Origin of the sequence: Planktothrix serta PCC 8927 (assembly GCF_900010725.2) — a bacterium.
Lineage (GTDB): Bacteria > Cyanobacteriota > Cyanobacteriia > Cyanobacteriales > Microcoleaceae > Planktothrix > Planktothrix serta.
In genome coordinates this window covers 48,891-65,991 of the sequence record NZ_LR734861.1, presented here as the reverse complement: position 1 = coordinate 65,991, position 17,101 = coordinate 48,891, and the positions used below count along the sequence as shown (strand labels likewise).

At 40.7% G+C, this 17,101-nt stretch carries 13 protein-coding genes and 1 pseudogene; 6 read left to right on the top strand and 8 right to left on the bottom strand.

Going from position 1 to position 17,101, the window contains the following annotated elements:
• Positions 1–19: 19 nt before the first annotated feature.
• On the top strand, positions 20–3,715 hold the full coding sequence (locus PL8927_RS08475) for a response regulator (RefSeq protein WP_083619704.1): 3,696 nt from the start codon (positions 20–22) through the stop codon (positions 3,713–3,715).
• Positions 3,716–3,717: 2 nt separating this feature from the next.
• On the top strand, positions 3,718–4,785 hold the full coding sequence (locus tag PL8927_RS08470) for a hybrid sensor histidine kinase/response regulator (RefSeq protein WP_083619701.1): 1,068 nt from the start codon (positions 3,718–3,720) through the stop codon (positions 4,783–4,785).
• Between the two features lie 170 nt (positions 4,786–4,955).
• Here PL8927_RS08470 and PL8927_RS08465 read toward each other — a convergent pair whose 3' ends face one another.
• The 4 genes from PL8927_RS08465 to PL8927_RS08450 all read right to left on the bottom strand — a co-directional run bounded on the left by PL8927_RS08465 (position 4,956) and on the right by PL8927_RS08450 (position 8,240).
• Positions 4,956–6,347: a malic enzyme-like NAD(P)-binding protein gene (locus PL8927_RS08465; protein WP_083619698.1), complete on the bottom strand. Its 1,392-nt coding sequence runs from the start codon at positions 6,345–6,347 to the stop codon at positions 4,956–4,958.
• A 99-nt stretch (positions 6,348–6,446) separates the two neighbouring features.
• Positions 6,447–6,584 (bottom strand): hypothetical protein, encoded by a 138-nt coding sequence (locus tag PL8927_RS08460; protein WP_156093139.1) that lies wholly within the window; start codon positions 6,582–6,584, stop codon positions 6,447–6,449.
• A 164-nt stretch (positions 6,585–6,748) separates the two neighbouring features.
• The gene (locus PL8927_RS08455) at positions 6,749–7,033 is read right to left on the bottom strand and encodes a hypothetical protein (RefSeq protein WP_083619695.1); all 285 of its coding nucleotides are present in this window, start codon (positions 7,031–7,033) and stop codon (positions 6,749–6,751) included.
• Positions 7,034–7,784: 751 nt separating this feature from the next.
• Positions 7,785–8,240: a RidA family protein gene (locus tag PL8927_RS08450; protein WP_231505955.1), complete on the bottom strand. Its 456-nt coding sequence runs from the start codon at positions 8,238–8,240 to the stop codon at positions 7,785–7,787.
• Positions 8,241–8,272: 32 nt separating this feature from the next.
• Between PL8927_RS08450 and ilvC the strand changes: the two genes are divergently transcribed.
• Positions 8,273–9,268 (top strand): ketol-acid reductoisomerase, encoded by a 996-nt coding sequence (ilvC, locus tag PL8927_RS08445; protein ID WP_083619693.1) that lies wholly within the window; start codon positions 8,273–8,275, stop codon positions 9,266–9,268.
• Positions 9,269–9,337: 69 nt separating this feature from the next.
• On the opposite strand, the gene PL8927_RS08440 is transcribed toward ilvC, so the two are convergent.
• The 3 genes from PL8927_RS08440 to PL8927_RS08430 form a co-directional block, all read right to left on the bottom strand.
• Entirely contained in the window at positions 9,338–9,562 is a 225-nt protein-coding gene (locus tag PL8927_RS08440) for a hypothetical protein (protein WP_083619690.1), read from the bottom strand.
• A gap of 580 nt (positions 9,563–10,142) precedes the next feature.
• Positions 10,143–11,819, bottom strand: a complete 1,677-nt coding sequence (locus PL8927_RS08435; RefSeq protein ID WP_083619687.1) for an alpha/beta hydrolase — start codon at positions 11,817–11,819, stop codon at positions 10,143–10,145.
• A gap of 44 nt (positions 11,820–11,863) precedes the next feature.
• A complete protein-coding gene (locus tag PL8927_RS08430) occupies positions 11,864–13,273 on the bottom strand; it encodes an amidase (RefSeq protein WP_083619684.1) in 1,410 nt (469 codons plus the stop codon).
• 548 nt (positions 13,274–13,821) lie between these two features.
• Between PL8927_RS08430 and PL8927_RS08425 the strand changes: the two genes are divergently transcribed.
• The 3 genes and pseudogenes from PL8927_RS08425 to PL8927_RS08415 all read left to right on the top strand — a co-directional run bounded on the left by PL8927_RS08425 (position 13,822) and on the right by PL8927_RS08415 (position 16,806).
• On the top strand, positions 13,822–15,072 hold the full coding sequence (locus PL8927_RS08425) for a type IV pilus twitching motility protein PilT (protein ID WP_083619682.1): 1,251 nt from the start codon (positions 13,822–13,824) through the stop codon (positions 15,070–15,072).
• Between the two features lie 299 nt (positions 15,073–15,371).
• Positions 15,372–15,722 (top strand): annotated as a pseudogene (locus PL8927_RS08420) (RRXRR domain-containing protein); the annotation flags it as partial.
• A 274-nt stretch (positions 15,723–15,996) separates the two neighbouring features.
• The gene (locus tag PL8927_RS08415; protein WP_083619680.1) at positions 15,997–16,806 is read left to right on the top strand and encodes a circadian clock KaiB family protein; all 810 of its coding nucleotides are present in this window, start codon (positions 15,997–15,999) and stop codon (positions 16,804–16,806) included.
• Between the two features lie 139 nt (positions 16,807–16,945).
• On the opposite strand, the gene PL8927_RS08410 is transcribed toward PL8927_RS08415, so the two are convergent.
• Positions 16,946–17,095, bottom strand: coding sequence for a hypothetical protein (locus tag PL8927_RS08410; RefSeq protein ID WP_156093137.1), 150 nt, complete (start codon positions 17,093–17,095; stop codon positions 16,946–16,948).
• Positions 17,096–17,101: the final 6 nt, after the last annotated feature.

Below are 17,101 nucleotides of genomic sequence, written 5' to 3'. Positions count from 1 at the left end.
TTTTCTGTAAGCTGTTACTATGCCACATCCTCATGTTACTATTTTGCTCCTTGACGATTCGACAGAAGATCGAGTTGCTTATCGTCGTTACTTACAATCTGATCCCCATTATTCCTATACAATTATTGATGCTAATTCTGCTGAAATTGCCTTAGAATACTGCCGCAAATCCCCTCCTGACCTGATGTTACTAGATTATTTACTATCAGATATGGATGGGTTAGAGTTTTTAGAACAGCTACAACAGTTTATTCCAATTCCGACTCTACCGATCCTGATGATTACAGGACAAGGAAATGAAAATGTAGCGGTTCAAGCCCTCAAAAATGGGGTAAAAGATTATATTATTAAGGATCAGATTACCTGCGATGATCTCTGCCACAGAGTCCATTTGGTATTAGAACAAATATTTTTAGTTAGACAAATTCAACAGCAACAAGAACAACAACAATTAGTTGCGAATGTGGCGTTGCGGATTTTGCAATTTTTGAACCTAGATGATATTTTAACCACCGCAGTGGCAGAAGTTAGCCGATGTTTAAAGGCAGACCGAGTGGTGGTTTATCAGTTTTTACCCCTAGGAGGAGGTCGGATTATTGCCGAGTCTGTATTACCGTCTTGGTCATCCTGTTTAGGTTTATATTTAGGTAGCCATTGTTTTCCCGAAGAACAAAAGCAGCAATATCGCCATCGAAAACAACGGGGAATTGCTAATATTTACCAGGCGGAATTAGCGAATTGTCATATTGAATTATTAGAAGAATGGCAAATCAAATCGAGTTTGATTACACCCATTTTACTCAATGATGATAACGAACCAATTTCTACTTCCAAGGTTCATCTTTGGGGACTATTAATTGTGCATCAATGTGCTAATTTTCGGAAATGGACAGAGGGAGAATTTAATGTTCTTCGGGGAATTGGGGTACAATTAGCGATCGCTATTCGTCATGGGGAATTATATGATCAAGCGCAAAAAGAATTACAAAAACGACAGAAAATAGAACAAGCTTTAACACAAGAACGGAACTTTATATCGGCAGTTTTAGGATCAGTTGCCGCTTTAATCATTGTTTTGGATCGTCAAGGGAGAATTGTCCGATTTAATCAAGCCTGTGAGCAATTAACGGAGTATTCTACTCAGGAATTAGAGGGAAAATATTTTTGGGATTTTTTAATTCTCCCAGAAGAACAACAACAGATTAGAGTTGTATTTCAAAACTTATGCAAGGGAGAATGTTCTGATCGTCATGATAATTACTGGGTCACAAAACGGGGAAATCGTCGCTTGATCAGTTGGTCTAATACGATTTTATCTGATCAACACGGCGAAATTGAATATATTATTGCCACGGGATTAGATATTACTGAACGAGAACAGATTGAAGCTGAATTGCGAAGCTTGAATCAACAACTTGAAGACCGGGTGCAAGGTCGAACACTGGCTTTACAATATACAAATGAACGTTTACAACAAGAAATTAGCGATCGCAAAGAAGCCGAACAGGAATTATTAGAACAGAAATCATTTTTATATAGGATTATTGATGCCAATCCTAGTTGGATTTTTGTGACTAATTTACAGGGGAAAGTGTTGTTAGTCAACGAAACAATGGCTCGTTTCTATAGCAAAAAGATTTCAGATATTATTCATAAAAAATTAGACGAAATTCCCGCTCCCATTCAGCAAAATTCGTCTCAACAAATGAGCCCGTTGTTTACCGCCCAGATTCCAGAGGAAACTCGGCAGAATTTTGAATTATCAATGATAACAACGACAGGAGAAGAACGGTATTTTCAAGGGGTTAAGTTTCTATTGACCGATGCTGAGGGTCAGGTTAAAGGACGATTAGGAATCGTTTCCGATATCACAGAACGTCAATTGATCGAAAATGCCCTCCAACAACAAATAGAACGGGAACAATTATTAAATACTGTCACCCAGCGTTTACGAGAATCTTTAAACTTGCAGGACATTCTGAATAAAGCAGCAAACGAAACCTATAAAATTTTGCAATCTGATCGGATGTTAATTTATCAAATTATGGAGGATAATCGCGGAAAAGTAATTGCTGAAACCTGCTCACCGGGTTGCATCTGTTTATTTGATCATGTTTTCGATATGGAAACCTTTCCTGTATCTTGTTATCAACAATATCGACAAGGAAAAATTTATAACTTGGCAGATCGTAGCCTGAAAACGGAACCGATTTGCTTACAAGAATTTATGGAAACCTATCAAATTCAAGCAAAATTAGTGGTTCCGATTGTGCAAAATGATCGACTTTGGGGGCTATTAGTGGCACATCAGTGTTTTCAACCTCGACAGTGGCAACCTTGGGAAATTAATTTATTACAACAGTTAGCTAGTCAATTAGCGATCGCCATTCAACAATCGGAACTTTATCAAAAACTTAAAATTGAATTAAAAGAACGACAGGAAACTGAATTACAACTCCAAACCACCAATGAGCAATTAAAGTTAACCAACCAAGCCTTAGCTCAAGCGACGCGCCTCAAAGATGAATTTTTAGCGAATATGAGCCATGAATTAAGAACGCCCTTAAATGCAATTCTAGGAATGTCAGAAGGGTTATTAGAAGAAGTTTATGGTTCCCTAACCGAAAAACAACGCAGATCTCTGACAATCGTTCAACGCAGTGGTCAACACCTTTTAGAACTAATTAATGATATTTTAGACTTAGCTAAAATTGAATCCGGTCAAGTTAAATTGGAAATGTCTGCCGTTTCTCTTTACCAATTATGTGACTATAGCCTAGCGTTTATTCGTCCCCAAGCTCATAAAAAAAGGATGCAATTAATCACGGAATTGTTACCGAAGGATTGTATTGTTTTCCTCGATCAACGACAAATTCGACAGGTTTTAATTAATTTGTTAAGCAATGCTGTTAAATTTACCCCAGAAGGGGAAAAAATTACCTTGCGTGTTAGAATTGAAAGCAACCCAAAGACCCCAGAAGCCTGCCCGAATCTTGATGTTTCAGAAATGTTAGTTTTTGAAGTCGAAGATAGAGGAATTGGGATTGCACCCTCGGATCAAGATAAACTATTTCAGTCTTTTGTACAGTTAGATAATCGTTTAAGTCGAACCCATTCGGGAACCGGATTAGGGTTAGCAATGGTGCGACGCATTACTGAGTTACATCAAGGTTGTGTTAGTGTTAGCAGCAACCTGGATCAAGGCAGTTGTTTTACTGTAAAAATCCCCTATAGAACTTCGCAACTTCCTGGGGAAGACTTGGCTATTGTAGCGGGTTCACCCTTGAGAACTCTGGGTTTAAGGGATATCCATCCGCCACCCACTATCTCGTTAGCAAATTCTCCCTTAGTGTTATTAGCTGAAGATAATGAGTCAAATATTATCATGGTTTCTGAATATTTGGATTGTAAAGGTTATCGTGTTTTGGTCGCTAAAAATGGTTTAGAAGCGATTGAAATTACACAACAGCAACGACCTGAATTAATTTTAATGGATATTTCTATGCCCGAAATGGATGGATTGACTGCTATTTGTCAAATTCGCGCTAATTCAGAAATTGCCACAATTCCGATTATTGCATTAACAGCTTTGGCTATGCCTGGAGATGAAGAACGATGTTTAGCTGTTGGGGCAAATGCGTATTTAACAAAACCAATTCGTCTTGTAAAATTATTAGAAACGATACAGAATTTATTGTCAATTAAAAGGAGTTAACAATGGCTTCATCCCCCTCTGTACTTGTGATTGATGATGAACCCGATAACTTTGATGTCATCGAAATTCTCTTATTTAGAGAAGGCTATCATCTGAGTTTTGCTGGTAGTGGTGCTGAAGCATTAGAACGTTTATCGCTTCATTTCCCGGACATAATTTTATTGGATGTGATGATGCCAGAGTTAGATGGCATTCAACTTTGTCATCAGATTAAAGCTAATTCTTTGTGGTGTCATATTCCAATTATTATGGTTACGGCTCTAACCGCAAAAGAAGATTTAGCCCTTTGTTTAGATGCAGGTGCGGATGATTTTATTAGTAAACCCGTGAATGGGATAGAACTCCGAGCTAGGGTTCGATCTATGTTAAGAATTAAACAGCAATATGATGAATTACAAGCCTTACTTCAAGTCAGAGATGATTTATCCAATATGATTATTCATGATTTGAATAATCCTTTAGCAGGAATTTTATTTAGTTGTGAACTTCTTAGGCGTTCAGAGTTACAACCCAAACAACGCCAAAAAATTGAAGATATTTTTAGACTTAGCCAACGCATGGTATCGTTAGTCGATAGTTTATTAATTATTGCTAAAGTTCAAGCCGATCAATTAGTTCTAAATTATGATCCTGTAGATATGTATGAAATGGGTCAAGCAATTGCAACGGATTTTGAACCTGTGGCAGTCCATAGTCAGATGAAATTGGTGTGTGAATTACCAGAACCTGGGAAACAGATTGAAGTCGATTCGGTGATTTTACGACGAGTTATGGAGAATTTATTATCCAACGCCATTAAATTTTCCCCACCCGGAGGTCAAATTATTTTAAGAATTAGTTATCCCCCAGAAAAAGCAGTTAAAATTCAGGTGATAGATTCGGGCTCTGGCATCAGCGAAGAACTTCAACAACGCATTTTTGAAAAATATGATGTGGGCACCTTTCACAAAGGAATTGCTCAAACGGGATTAGGTTTAGCTTTTTGTAAAATAGCCATTGAAGCACACGGAGGCACAATTTCTGTAGATAATAACTATCCTCAAGGTTCTATTTTTACAGTCACTATTTAGGTATAGCAGGGAACAGGGAACAGGGAACAGGGGTGTACGGTTTACGTTTTAGCATCAGTCTATGTCCTAACACCCCAGGCGCGACTGCTATATAATCGTAGTGAGGCGTTCACGCCTCTAAATAGTAAATAGAGGCGTAAACGCCTCACTACGAGTGTTATAACAAAGGATTAATGACGAGCTAACCCTTCTTGACGGGCGGTATGGGCAACGGCACTGGCAACAGCAGTGGCAACCCGTTTATCAAACACTGAAGGAACAATATGTTCGGGATCTAAATCACTTGGAGACACTAAAGAAGCGATGGCTGTTGCTGCTTCTAAATACATGGAAATCGTTAAACTTTTTGCCCCACAATCTAACGCCCCTCGGAAAATACCCGGAAACGCTAAAACGTTATTAATTTGATTCGGATAATCACTGCGTCCGGTTGCCATCACCGCCACATCATCAACAATTAATTCCGGTTGAATTTCAGGAATAGGATTCGCCATCGCAAAAACAATCGGATCTTTTGCCATCGAACGTACCATTTCCGGTGTCACCACACCAGGGGCACTAACTCCCATAAATACATCCGCATCTTTCATCGCATCGGCTAAAGTTCCTGATAAATCAACAGCAAATTCTCGTTTTTGATCATTAATATCCGTGCGATTATGGGAAACAATTCCTTTAGAATCACAGATCGTAATATAACGAACTCCGGCTTTTTTGAATAAACGCGCCATTGCGACTCCCGCAGCCCCCGCCCCGTTTAAAACCAGGTGAATTTCTTCCATTGATTTCTTGACTAATTTCAGGGAATTAATTAACGCGGCTAAACTGACAATTGCCGTACCATGTTGATCATCATGAAAGATGGGAATATCCAAAGCTTCCCGCAGTTTGGCTTCAATTTCAAAACATCGAGGTGCGGCAATATCTTCTAAATTAATTCCCCCAAAAACAGGGGCAATATATTTAACAGTTTCGATAATTTTGTCTGTATCTTGAGTATCCAAACAAATCGGAAACGCATCAATATCCCCAAATTCTTTAAACAACATAGCCTTCCCTTCCATCACGGGTAAAGCTCCACCTGGCCCCAAGTTTCCTAGACCTAAAACCGCACTACCATCGGTGACAATAGCAACAGTATTTTGTTTAATCGTCAAGCTATAAATCTGTTGAGGATCTTCGGCGATCGCCTTACAAATCCGACCCACACCCGGAGTATAGGCCATGGCTAAATCCGATTGAGATTTGAGGGGAATTTTACTCTGAATACTAATTTTTCCGGCCCGATGCAGATTAAAAGTTCGGTCATAAACCGCTAATACTTTTAAGTCGGGTAAGTCTTTCACCGCTTGGACAATTTGTTCCGCGTGTTCGCCACTTGAAGCATCCACGCTAATTTCTCGAAGTGTTTTTTGCAGGGTTTGTTCAATTAAGTCAATTTGGCCTAAATTCCCCCCCACTGATGCGATCGCTTGGACAACACTCGCCAACATTCCGGCGCGATTGGGCAGTTCCAGACGAATTGTAACGCTAAAACTAGGATTCGGTGTTAAGCTAACCATACTGAGTCAAATCATTGATTGTAGACCCCCAATTGTAAAGGTGATCTTGTTCTTTGTCAGTTCCTTCAACACCCTTTCTCCAGATTTCAAGACAATTCTCTAATATTGCTGCTGCAATTGCAGATAGTAGCTGAGATTGGCTACGGTAATATAGTGATCAACATATTTAGGCGTTGGGGTTTCTTTGAGAGCTTGTTTCACTTGTTGCTTTTTCCGTTGGGTTTTCGATAGTTCCATAATTCTTGTTTCAAGTTAGGATCAGGCACTAATTCGTATTCTCGTTAACAATTTGGGTTAATTCCCTTCCCCTTTTCAGCAAGTTCCCTGCACTTCTGGGGAAATAGCAGGGAACTTGTTGAGACTTAAATTCCTGCAAAGATGTCCAAAACATCCTGAGTTGTTTAAGCCATAATTTGATTGGGTTTAACACAAAATACAGCAACTGTTATGTTCTTAACAGATATTTTAATTTTGGGCGCGAGCCGCATTTGAGATACAGGTTCTCGGATTAAACTGTAAACCTCCGCGATGGCTTCACCCATTTCCTGGGTCAGACACTGAATATGTAACACCCCCCACCGCCGGAATACTTTACAGTTTCTCAGGAGTTGAAGTTGGTCTAACTCCTGTTGGTTTTCCCGATAAAAATCCCAAATCAGCCGAGTTAACTGTGAAGGTTGTTTCATAAAAACCTCATGGGAGATTGGAAACTGGCGCGTCCCCCTGCCCGTTTTCACGGAGACAAGGTTTTCATGCTTTGCGTGCTTCAGACCAGCAGAGGAAAATAGACTCAGGGGAATAAATTCCCCGTGAAATATTAAATTTGCTACCGCCTTGGGAATACTCAATCAGGTGTACCTTTGTATTGCACTTAAAAACGGGACAATTACCATTCCCCAATCAACCATTCCTGTACGCATAGCACTCCCATTTCTGGGGTAAAGTTAGCTTCGCCAATGTTTTAAGAGCTTTTTAGACTTGTAACACTGTTCCAGTGACTTTAGAACTGTTTAATTACAAGTGACAGAGCCTGGAACTAGCTACGCATTCTAGGGTGTCGTGACTCCAAAAACGTAGACCTTTACAGTCTTAGGCTGGTCAGTACAGCTTGCTTCAATTGCTCTTACAAGCTCAGTGGCTTTAGCCATGAGTTACTGACATCCTCACCGCTAGTATTGAGTCCTAGATCGCTTTTCTCTACCCTGGGATAGAGGGCTTATCTTCTAGTATTCATCATCCCATCCTCTTTCTTAAAGAAAAAAGGCAAGCTGAAACAAGACTTAATAACAGTTTGTCTAACTTAAACTGCACACAACCTTGCCACAAACTCATTATAACAAGTGTTGTAACCCTTGATAGCATTACAGACTATAACACTAACTATATATATGTTTACATGATTTGATGATTTGATACAATTGTGGAGTCGTTAACAGTTCAGTCTCCACAATACACAATTAAATCAATCTCAACATCTCCCAAACCCGCCAGTCCCATCACGCCAACGGTGGTTCGACAGGGTAAATGTTCCGCTTGAAAATAAGAAGCATAGATGGTATTGACCGTTTCATAGTATCGAAAATCCGTTACAAAAATTCGAGCCATGACAACTCGATTAAAACTGGTTTTTGCATGATTTAGGACTAATTTTAAGTTTTCCATCACTTGCTGAGTTTGTTGTTCAATCGCTCCCTTAATCACTTCCCCAGTTTCAGGATTTTCAGCGAGTTGTCCAGTCACAAACAAAAAATCTCCGGCCCTGACCGCATGGGAATAGGGGGCTACAGGAGGTAAAACTTGATTCGGGAGGGTAATATACTCCAGCATAATTTCTGACTCGGTGCGATGAACCGTAACATCATACCAGAGCATGATATGATCAAGGTTTTGCATACTCACCCCACAAGCACCGAAGGAGAAGCCAGATGGCTCGAATGTATTATGATGCCGATGCCAATTTAGATATTTTGGCAGGGAAAACCATTGCAATTATTGGTTATGGTTCTCAAGGCCATGCCCATGCACTCAATTTAAAAGATAGTGGCATGAATGTGATTATCGGGTTATATCCCGGCAGTAAGTCAGCCATCAAAGCCAAAGATGCAGGTTTGACCGTGCATAGCGTTGCCGATGCGGCTAAGGCTGCTGACTTCATTATGATTCTGCTTCCTGATGAAGTGCAAAAAACCGTTTATAAAAACGAAATTGAACCCTATTTAACCGAAGGCAAAACCCTGGCCTTTGCTCATGGATTTAATATTCACTTTGGTCAAGTTGTTCCCCCCTCTACGGTGGATGTGGTCATGGTAGCACCCAAAGGCCCCGGACATTTAGTGCGCCGCACCTACGAACAAGGACAAGGCGTCCCGGCTTTATTTGCCGTCTATCAAGATGCTTCGGGACAAGCCCGTGACCGAGCAATGGCCTATGCTAAAGGCATTGGGGGAACTCGTGGTGGTGTATTAGAAACCACCTTCCGCGAAGAAACTGAAACCGATTTATTCGGGGAACAGGCGGTTTTATGTGGCGGTTTAAGTGCTTTAATTAAAGCCGGATTTGAAACATTAGTCGAAGCAGGTTATCAACCGGAATTGGCTTATTTTGAATGTTTGCACGAAGTTAAATTAATCGTGGATTTAGTCGTGGAAGGCGGTTTAGCTAAAATGCGCGATAGCATTTCTAATACTGCTGAATATGGAGATTTGACTCGCGGCCCTCGAATTATTACTGATGAAACTCGCGCCGAAATGCGGAAAATTCTCAGCGAAATTCAGTCCGGTCAATTTGCTAGAGAGTTCGTGTTAGAAAATCAAGCAGGAAAACCGGGTTTCACCGCCATGCGTCGTCAAGAAGCCGAACATCGTATTGAAGAAGTCGGCAAAGATTTACGCGCTATGTTTAGCTGGATGAAGAAGGATTAAAGGATGTGTTGACGGTTGACGGTTGACTGTTAACGGTTAACAGCCAACCAACAACCGACACCTGACACCCTATTTCGCTCCCTGACCTTTTTCAATTTTTTCTAGTTCTTTCTCTCGTTTTTCATTGGTGTCTTTAGGCCGTAACCATTTCGGCCATAAACTCACAACAAACTCACGACTGGTTTTACTCGCTTCTCTGGCGGGTTTGGGCAAAAATTTAAACGTATCGCCAGAGGAAATAAATACAACAACTAAAGCAACAGCGCCCCAGCCTAGAATTTTTTTAGGAGTCATAAGCAATTTTTAGATAACCATATTTATGGGAATTTATTGTATAGCAGGGAACAGGGAATAGGGAATAGGGAACAGCTTAACTGAAAGAAACAGATTTTACGGTTCACGCTCGCTGGATTAGTATCAGTCAATCACTGTATTTATACAACTGCTATCATCGGATTTGAGCAGTTTGTACATTAAGAGGGTTTGAGAGGGAGAACACTGCAATTCAAAAGGAATGAGCAGTTGCAATGTCAATATCCTCAATGACTAGAGTTTACCCCTGAAAGTATACTATAGCAATCCTAAAGGATTTGTGATCAAAACCTGTAGGGGTGATGTCCCTCCCATCGGTGTCAACTTAACGCCAAAAGCCTTGAAATAAATTTCAGGCTAAAAGCTTAAACCCGTTAAAACGGGTTAAGAAAGACAAGTCTTGAGTCATCTTTAGATGCCGATCGCTTCTTAGCCCGAAATTTATTTCAGGGCATTATGACTTAAGTTGACACCAATGTGTCCCTCCAAACCCTCTTTGCGCCTGGGTTTGGAAACCAAACCCTACGATAAAATATTACAACCTATTTAGGACTGCTAGATATTAATATTGAGTTTCTAATAACTCTTCAATAAAAACTTGAGTTTCTGGAGGAATATCCGTAATTAAACGCGCGGGAAAAGCTTGAGTTGAAATAGAGCGATAATATTCGGGTGTCAGGAATACCTGATATTTTTCTGCTTCTGGAGTTAACTGTGCTGCGGTTGCTAAGGCAATTATTTTAGCATAATTACGGACATCTTTTGAAGCCTCAGCAATTACTTCACCGCCAGAAATCGGAGTAATGGGAATCCAACTTTGATCCCCAATTGTTCCAGGATCTCGAACACTTAAATGGGTCGCTCCTAAAACCCCTAATAATAATTTCTCGGTTTTAATTTGAGGAAAAATGGCGATTTGTTCAGGTAAAGCCGGAGTGACTTTATCGGAAGATTGTGTTAAAATCAATGTGGGAACCTGAACTTTATTTAATCCAGTTTTTCCAAATAAAACAGAAGCGGTCGGAGCAAAGGATATCGCCCGTTTAATTCGAGGATCACTAAAGTGATAGCGATCTTTCGGAAGTTCTGCGGCTAAACATTGGGTAGCTTTTCCTAAACTAAAAGTAATAAAGCTTTGATCACAATTTTTCCTGAGTTCATCAATTTGAAACTCTCCTCCCGCTAAAGCTAAAGCCGTTGCTCCTCCATAAGAATAGCCAAAAACTAAAGTATTATTTGTATTAAATTTACCTTTAAATCTCGGATCATTGGTATTCAATTTTTCTAATTCATCCAACGTAAAAATCAAATCTTGGGGGCGTTCAATAATTTCTGTGGGAGATAAAAACAAATTCTTATCTACATAAGTGGCGTTACTCCCAGGATGTTCAGGAACAATAACAGTATAGCCATAGGAGGCTAAATGTTCCATTAAATAGCGTAATTCTTGATAATCTGAACCCCGACCGTGAGAATAAAGAATTAGGGGTTTATCGGGTGTGGCTGCGGAGGATGAATAAATATAAACAGGAATATTACGATTTCGTTGTTGATCCAGCAATTCTATTTGGGTAATTTCAACTTTTCCTGGCCCTGCTTGAGTTGGATCAAAGGTAATTGGTGGAGGTTGAAAGTCTCCGGTGGGAAATTTGGGTAAAACTTCTAATAGTAATCTTTGAGTTTGCCAAAATCCTTGATTTAATCGTTTTAAAACCTGAAAGGCTTTAGGAACATTAATCTCAATTTTAGATAGGGGATAGTTTTCTAAAAAATTAATAACCGATAACCCTTGGGGAGATTTACCAGACAACAAAATCGCTTCTTTAATTGCAGTCCCTCCTTGGGATTGTTCAGAAGAAATAATGGTATCAATATCAGTTAAAAGTCGAGTTCCGACTTGACTATTAACAATGGCATCTACCGTTTCATCTTGGATTTTAATTTTAATGTTTAAAGCTCCTAAAGCCTGTTGCTTTTGTTCGGGAGTTAAAAAACTAAAATAACCCAATAATCCTAAAGGAACTTTTCCGGTTTCTGCAAATTCTTTTAAGTCTTTTACCGAAACCGTAGCATAAATAAATCCTTGTCTGATCACAACAGATTCTGCTGCACGCACTGAAAGAGGAAACAGCAGAAAACTGCTAACAATTGTAGACGTTAAAAAACTCAAGGGAAAGAACAATTTTTTCCCCTGGAGTTGAGAAAGAATAGAAAAACCAGATCCCGGAATTTCAGGCATAATCAAATGTCTGGGTTAAACAATCTCAAAAGTTTAACATCGAATTACGTCATTCCTATGGGGGGGCGATGGTGTTCCCAGGGTTGTGCCGCCTCTAGTTGTGCTGCTAAGGCGATTAAAGTGGCTTCCGTTGCGGGTTTTCCCACTAATTGCACCCCAACGGGTAAACCTTCAGACGTGAAACCTGTGGGAATAGCGATCGCCGGTTGACCACTAACATTAAAAGCGGGACAGGGAGCGATCCATTCAATAATACGCTGTAATGTTTCTTCTGGCGAAAGTTGAGCATATTCTCCCACAGAAATTGCTGGGTGCATATAGGTGGGTAAAACAATAACATCAAAGGGACTTAATGAAGCGACAATTTGACGACCTGCCACCTGCATTTTAGACACCGCTTGCAAATATTGTCCGGCTGTTATTTGGGTTTCCATTAACCATTGATTCACCGAACCTAAATACTCTGAAGGAATTCCGGCTGCTGCGACTCCCGATTTCCAAACCAAAGTAAACGGTTCAATAATATCAGTAAAATCGGGGTTAATAACTTCTATTTGATGACCTAATTGTTCCAGAAGCTTAACGGTATTTTTAACCGCTTGTTCACAGTCTGGGGAGGCTTGACCAACGGGTAAAATAGACGTTGCTACTGCAATTTTTAAAGACTTGGGAGGCTGTTTTGTCGCAGCTAAAAAGGAAGGATTCGGATCAGGCAACCAATAGGGATCACCTAAAATATATCCTGACATTACATCTAATAATGCCGCAGCATCGGCAACGGTACGGGCTAGGGGGCCATCGCTAGAAATCCCACTTTGAAAGTCTCCGACTGGAGCATGGGACACTCGCCCCCGCGTAGGTTTAATTCCGACTAAACCACAACAAAAGGCAGGGCCACGAACTGAACCCCCGCCATCCGACCCATGAGCAACGGGGGATAATCCGGCGGCTACGGCTGCGGCTGCGCCTCCACTGGAACCACCGGGGGTATAATCTAAATTCCAAGGGTTACGAGCGGGAGGAAAGCCATCGGGTTCGGTGTAGGGTAATGAGCCGACTTCTGAAGTGGCGGTTTTGCCTAATATATTAAATCCCGCTTGACGAATGCGACTAACAACTCCATCATCATAAGTTGCTATTTTATCGAGTAATGCCCGTGAACCATAAGTACAGGCTACTCCCGCAACGGGGTTTAAATCTTTGATTGAAATAGGAACCCCAAAAAAGGGCGGTAATTCGTTAATATCAGAAGCTTGGGTGAGTTGTTCCGTTTGGGTTTGGGCGAGTTCTATAGCAGTTTCTGCAATGACGGTAAAATAACAACCCAACTGCGGATTTAAGCGTTGAATTCGATCTAAATAAAAATCAATTAATTCTAAAGGAGATAAAACTTTTGTGCGAATTAATCGTGCTTGTTCTAAAGCAGATGTAAAGGCTAAATCCACTGAATTCATATTAATGAGGGAACAGGGAACAGGGAACAGGGAACAGGGAATAAATAGTAATCAGTAATCAGTAATTAGTCAACAGTCAACAGTCAACAGTCAACAGTCAACAGTCAACCATCAACAGCTAACTTGTTGTAGGCTTCCCAAAGCGGTAGACTGAGAGTATTCGATATTTCAGCCCGAATTGATTTTTTCTACTGAAGGTCACGCGATGTCAGCAACCCGTACTGAAGTAAAGGGGCTATGGGCGGAGCGCAGGCTACGCGAAGTAATGCCTCACCTTCAGCATTAGTTGACCAGCCTAAGTCTTAATTGACTACGTTTTTTGAGTCATGACACCCTGTGGATGCGTAGCTAGTCCCAGGCTCTGTCGTTAGTGGTTAAACATCTTTATCGGGTTAAGGAAGTGCCACTAACCTAGCAAGCTCTTAAAACCTTGGCGAAGCTAACTTTACCCTAGAAATAGGTGTGTTAGGAGGGCAACCATACCCTCCTCCCCGGAAGGGGAAATGTAAAGCCTAACTAGAAGTTAGGGGTTTCTACCCATTTTTCCGATGACACAATCAGAGCGTCCACCTGTTCCTCGTCCACCAGTGCCTGGGGTTCCGCCACGTCCACCTGCACCGAAAGCACCTCCCCCACCTGGGGCTACTGTTGTCAGTGGTGCTGTTGCTGCATCGGCTCAAGCTGCGGCGACTAAAGTAACGGTGATGGCGACACCCAGAAACAAAGGCCCTAGCCCTGGTAATCCGACGTTACATGAAATTGTCAAACGAGCCAACGATGAGGGGGCTTCGGACGTTCACTTAGGCGTTAATGAACCCCCACGCTTTCGTAAACGGGGGGATATTGTCCCTTTAGAGTGGCCGAACACCGACTTAAATACGTTTATGAGTTGGTTGATGGAGGTGTTAACCGATGAGGAAATCCACCAATTTCAAGAAAATCTCGACTTTGACGGCGCGGCAGATTTGGGCTTTGTGCGAATTCGGATTAGTATCTTTGATGCCCTCAATGGCCCTTCACTGGTATTGCGGTTAATTGGTTCCACGATTTTGACTTTGGAACAGTTGAAGTTACCAGAGGTGTTTAAAAAAATCTGTCAATATCACAAAGGGTTAATTCTAGTTACAGGGCCAACGGGTTCGGGTAAGTCTACCACCCTGGCGGCGATGATTGACTACATGAACCGCAACTATGCCTACAATATTATTACCATTGAAGACCCGGTAGAATTTGTTCATGAAAGTAAAAAATCCCTGATTAAACACCGAGAAGTCGGACGCCATACCTTAAAGTTTTTTAATGCGCTTAAAGGAGCGTTGCGTCAAGACCCCGATGTTTTACTGGTAGGGGAAATTCGGGACAAGGAAACGATGCAAATTGCTTTAAAAGCAGCACAAACGGGTCACTTAGTCTCTGGAACGTTACACACCAATAGTGCGGTGAAAACGTTAACTCGGATTTTAGATATGTTTACCGCCGAGGAACAACCTTCGATTAAAGTATCTATTTCCGAATCTCTAGTGGCGATTATTGCTCAATTGTTGTGTAAAACTACCGATGGTAAACGGGCGGCTTTTCACGATGTTTTGATCAATACCGATGTAATTAAGGAATACATCGTTAAAGACAAGTTTGAAGAAATTAATCAAATTATGCTCAAAGATACCTATGAAGGGATGACAACAATGAACAAATCCCTTTACAATCTCTATCAGGAAGGACGGATTACCGAAGAAATTTGTTTAGAGGTCTCTCCGTTCCCTAACGAGATGAGTCAAATGTTACGAGGACGAGTCTAACTCTAACAAAAATGTAAAATTTAAGCCCAATTCCCCCGGCAATGGCATAAAGTAAAACTATCAGTCAGCACCCCGCTCTGAAGAGACGGGGCTTCATGCCTCCAACTTTAGATAGCTCGTACCCGCCTCAGCCTAACGGCTACGTTTTCTGGATCATAATACCCACGAATGCGACGCTAGTTTGTGGCTCTATTGTTAACAATTAAACAGTTTTACGAGGGGTAAGACAGTGTTGTTAGCGCCAAAAGTTCAGAAAACATTGGCGAAGCGAACATTACCCTAGAAATAGGAGTTATTTTATGTCCAATTACGTCTTTGTAATTGCTCCGAATAAACAACCTCAAAGCCCAATACATCCTGCTCAAGCTCGATTGTTATTGAATCAAGGTCAAGCTGCTGTTTATCGTCGTTATCCGTTTACTATTATCTTAAAGGAGTCAAAACCCGAACCAGAAATACAACAAATAACCCTCAAAATTGATCCGGGTTCAAAAACCACTGGAATTGCATTAGTTCAAGGAAACAAAGTAATTTGGGGTGCAGAATTAACCCATCGGGGTCAAACGATTAAAATGTCTTTGGAATCTCGACGTTCATTACGTCGTTCCCGAAGAAACCGTAAAACTCGCTATCGTCAACCTCGATTTCTCNTAACAGGAATTAGTCATAAATATTGTCAATCAATTCATAAAAAGGATGGTTATTCTTACGGATTCTAAAAGAACTCAGGCGGTTTTAACCGCTTTTGTCCCGGTTTTCCTCCGCGCTCGCTTATAGACGAGGCTTCCAACCTTCCCATGTTTTTCTTCTGATTCTGGGTTCTCTAGTTTCATGAATCTTTGAGTATCCCAGTATTTTTCTAGGTGAAGTCACGATTCACCGATTTAAGGGTTAAAATTTTAACATTTGGTACGGAATGCTGTTTTGAATTTAGTTCAATCTACGGTTAATCATTTATTTAAGGCGATCGCTTTATTTACTCCAGGGGGAGATTTAGTTTATTGTATTGACCCCAATAAACAGCGTCGCTGGCATTCTCATCTTTGCACTTATTTGCAAGAAATCTTGAGTTTACCAGAACCCCCTCATTTTTTGATTCCTTGCTATACCGCAACTTATGACCGATGGGTTGACCCCCAAACCCAACAAATCCAGTTTTCCGCAGAAGCTTATCCTCCGGTTTTACAATATCAAACCTTATTAAATACTATTTTTGATACGGGGGATTTAATTTGGCAACCCGCAACGGGTTCAGAGGAGTTTTGTAATCCTTTAATTATTGCGACTTACTATGATCAATTTCCTGAACTTTGGGAAAATCATGATCTGATTGTTGAGGTTAAAAAAAACGATTTAAGTCATGATTCAACAACCCCTGAAAATTTATCGGAACTCCGATCTCCCAATTTTCAATTAAATTTATCTCCTGAACCGGAATTTCTAGAAAACCAAGGGTTTGTTTTACGATTATTTGTATCGGGTCATAGTTTGGTGACAGAAAAAACTCTACAAACGCTCCATCAATTATTAGAACGTTCTATTGGTCATCCTTATACCTTGAAAGTTATAGACGTTTTAAAACATCCCGACTTAGCAGAAGCGGATCAAATTTCTGCGACTCCAACCTTAGTTAAAGTTTGGCCGAAACCAGTCCGCCGTATTGTTGGCGAGTTAAATAATGTAGATATTATTCTGCGATTATTAGGGAATCCAGTTGACACTTTACCGCTTTAAAAACCGAAAATTTTTGAGTGAGAATTCCTCTACTCAAAAATACTTAATATGAAATGTAATTCAAGTAGCTGCTGATCCAAGTTCCTTGATGCAGCTAGATATAACCTTGTGTTATCACAACCCACTGATTTACAAAACGTTACGCTTCATCCATTTTAGCGGAAGTCTCCAGGGGTTTAACAATCAACCATCGTCCCGTTTTGGGATCGCGGTAACTGCTATAGGGGTTAGAGCGTAGGGGTTTAGGATATTTCATCATGCGTCTCCAAGTCCGTAACAGTTGAAGCAATAGGGG

Bases quoted from the DNA above. Each gene is read 5' to 3' on its own strand.
- PL8927_RS08475 (WP_083619704.1), top strand. From the start codon at position 20: ATGCCACATCCTCATGTTACTATTTTGCTCCTTGACGATTCGACAGAA.
- PL8927_RS08470 (WP_083619701.1), top strand. From the start codon at position 3,718: ATGGCTTCATCCCCCTCTGTACTTGTGATTGATGATGAACCCGATAAC.
- PL8927_RS08465 (WP_083619698.1), bottom strand. From the start codon at position 6,347: ATGGTTAGCTTAACACCGAATCCTAGTTTTAGCGTTACAATTCGTCTG.
- PL8927_RS08460 (WP_156093139.1), bottom strand. From the start codon at position 6,584: ATGGAACTATCGAAAACCCAACGGAAAAAGCAACAAGTGAAACAAGCT.
- PL8927_RS08455 (WP_083619695.1), bottom strand. From the start codon at position 7,033: ATGAAACAACCTTCACAGTTAACTCGGCTGATTTGGGATTTTTATCGG.
- PL8927_RS08450 (WP_231505955.1), bottom strand. From the start codon at position 8,240: ATGCAAAACCTTGATCATATCATGCTCTGGTATGATGTTACGGTTCAT.
- ilvC (WP_083619693.1), top strand. From the start codon at position 8,273: ATGGCTCGAATGTATTATGATGCCGATGCCAATTTAGATATTTTGGCA.
- PL8927_RS08440 (WP_083619690.1), bottom strand. From the start codon at position 9,562: ATGACTCCTAAAAAAATTCTAGGCTGGGGCGCTGTTGCTTTAGTTGTT.
- PL8927_RS08435 (WP_083619687.1), bottom strand. From the start codon at position 11,819: ATGCCTGAAATTCCGGGATCTGGTTTTTCTATTCTTTCTCAACTCCAG.
- PL8927_RS08430 (WP_083619684.1), bottom strand. From the start codon at position 13,273: ATGAATTCAGTGGATTTAGCCTTTACATCTGCTTTAGAACAAGCACGA.
- PL8927_RS08425 (WP_083619682.1), top strand. From the start codon at position 13,822: ATGACACAATCAGAGCGTCCACCTGTTCCTCGTCCACCAGTGCCTGGG.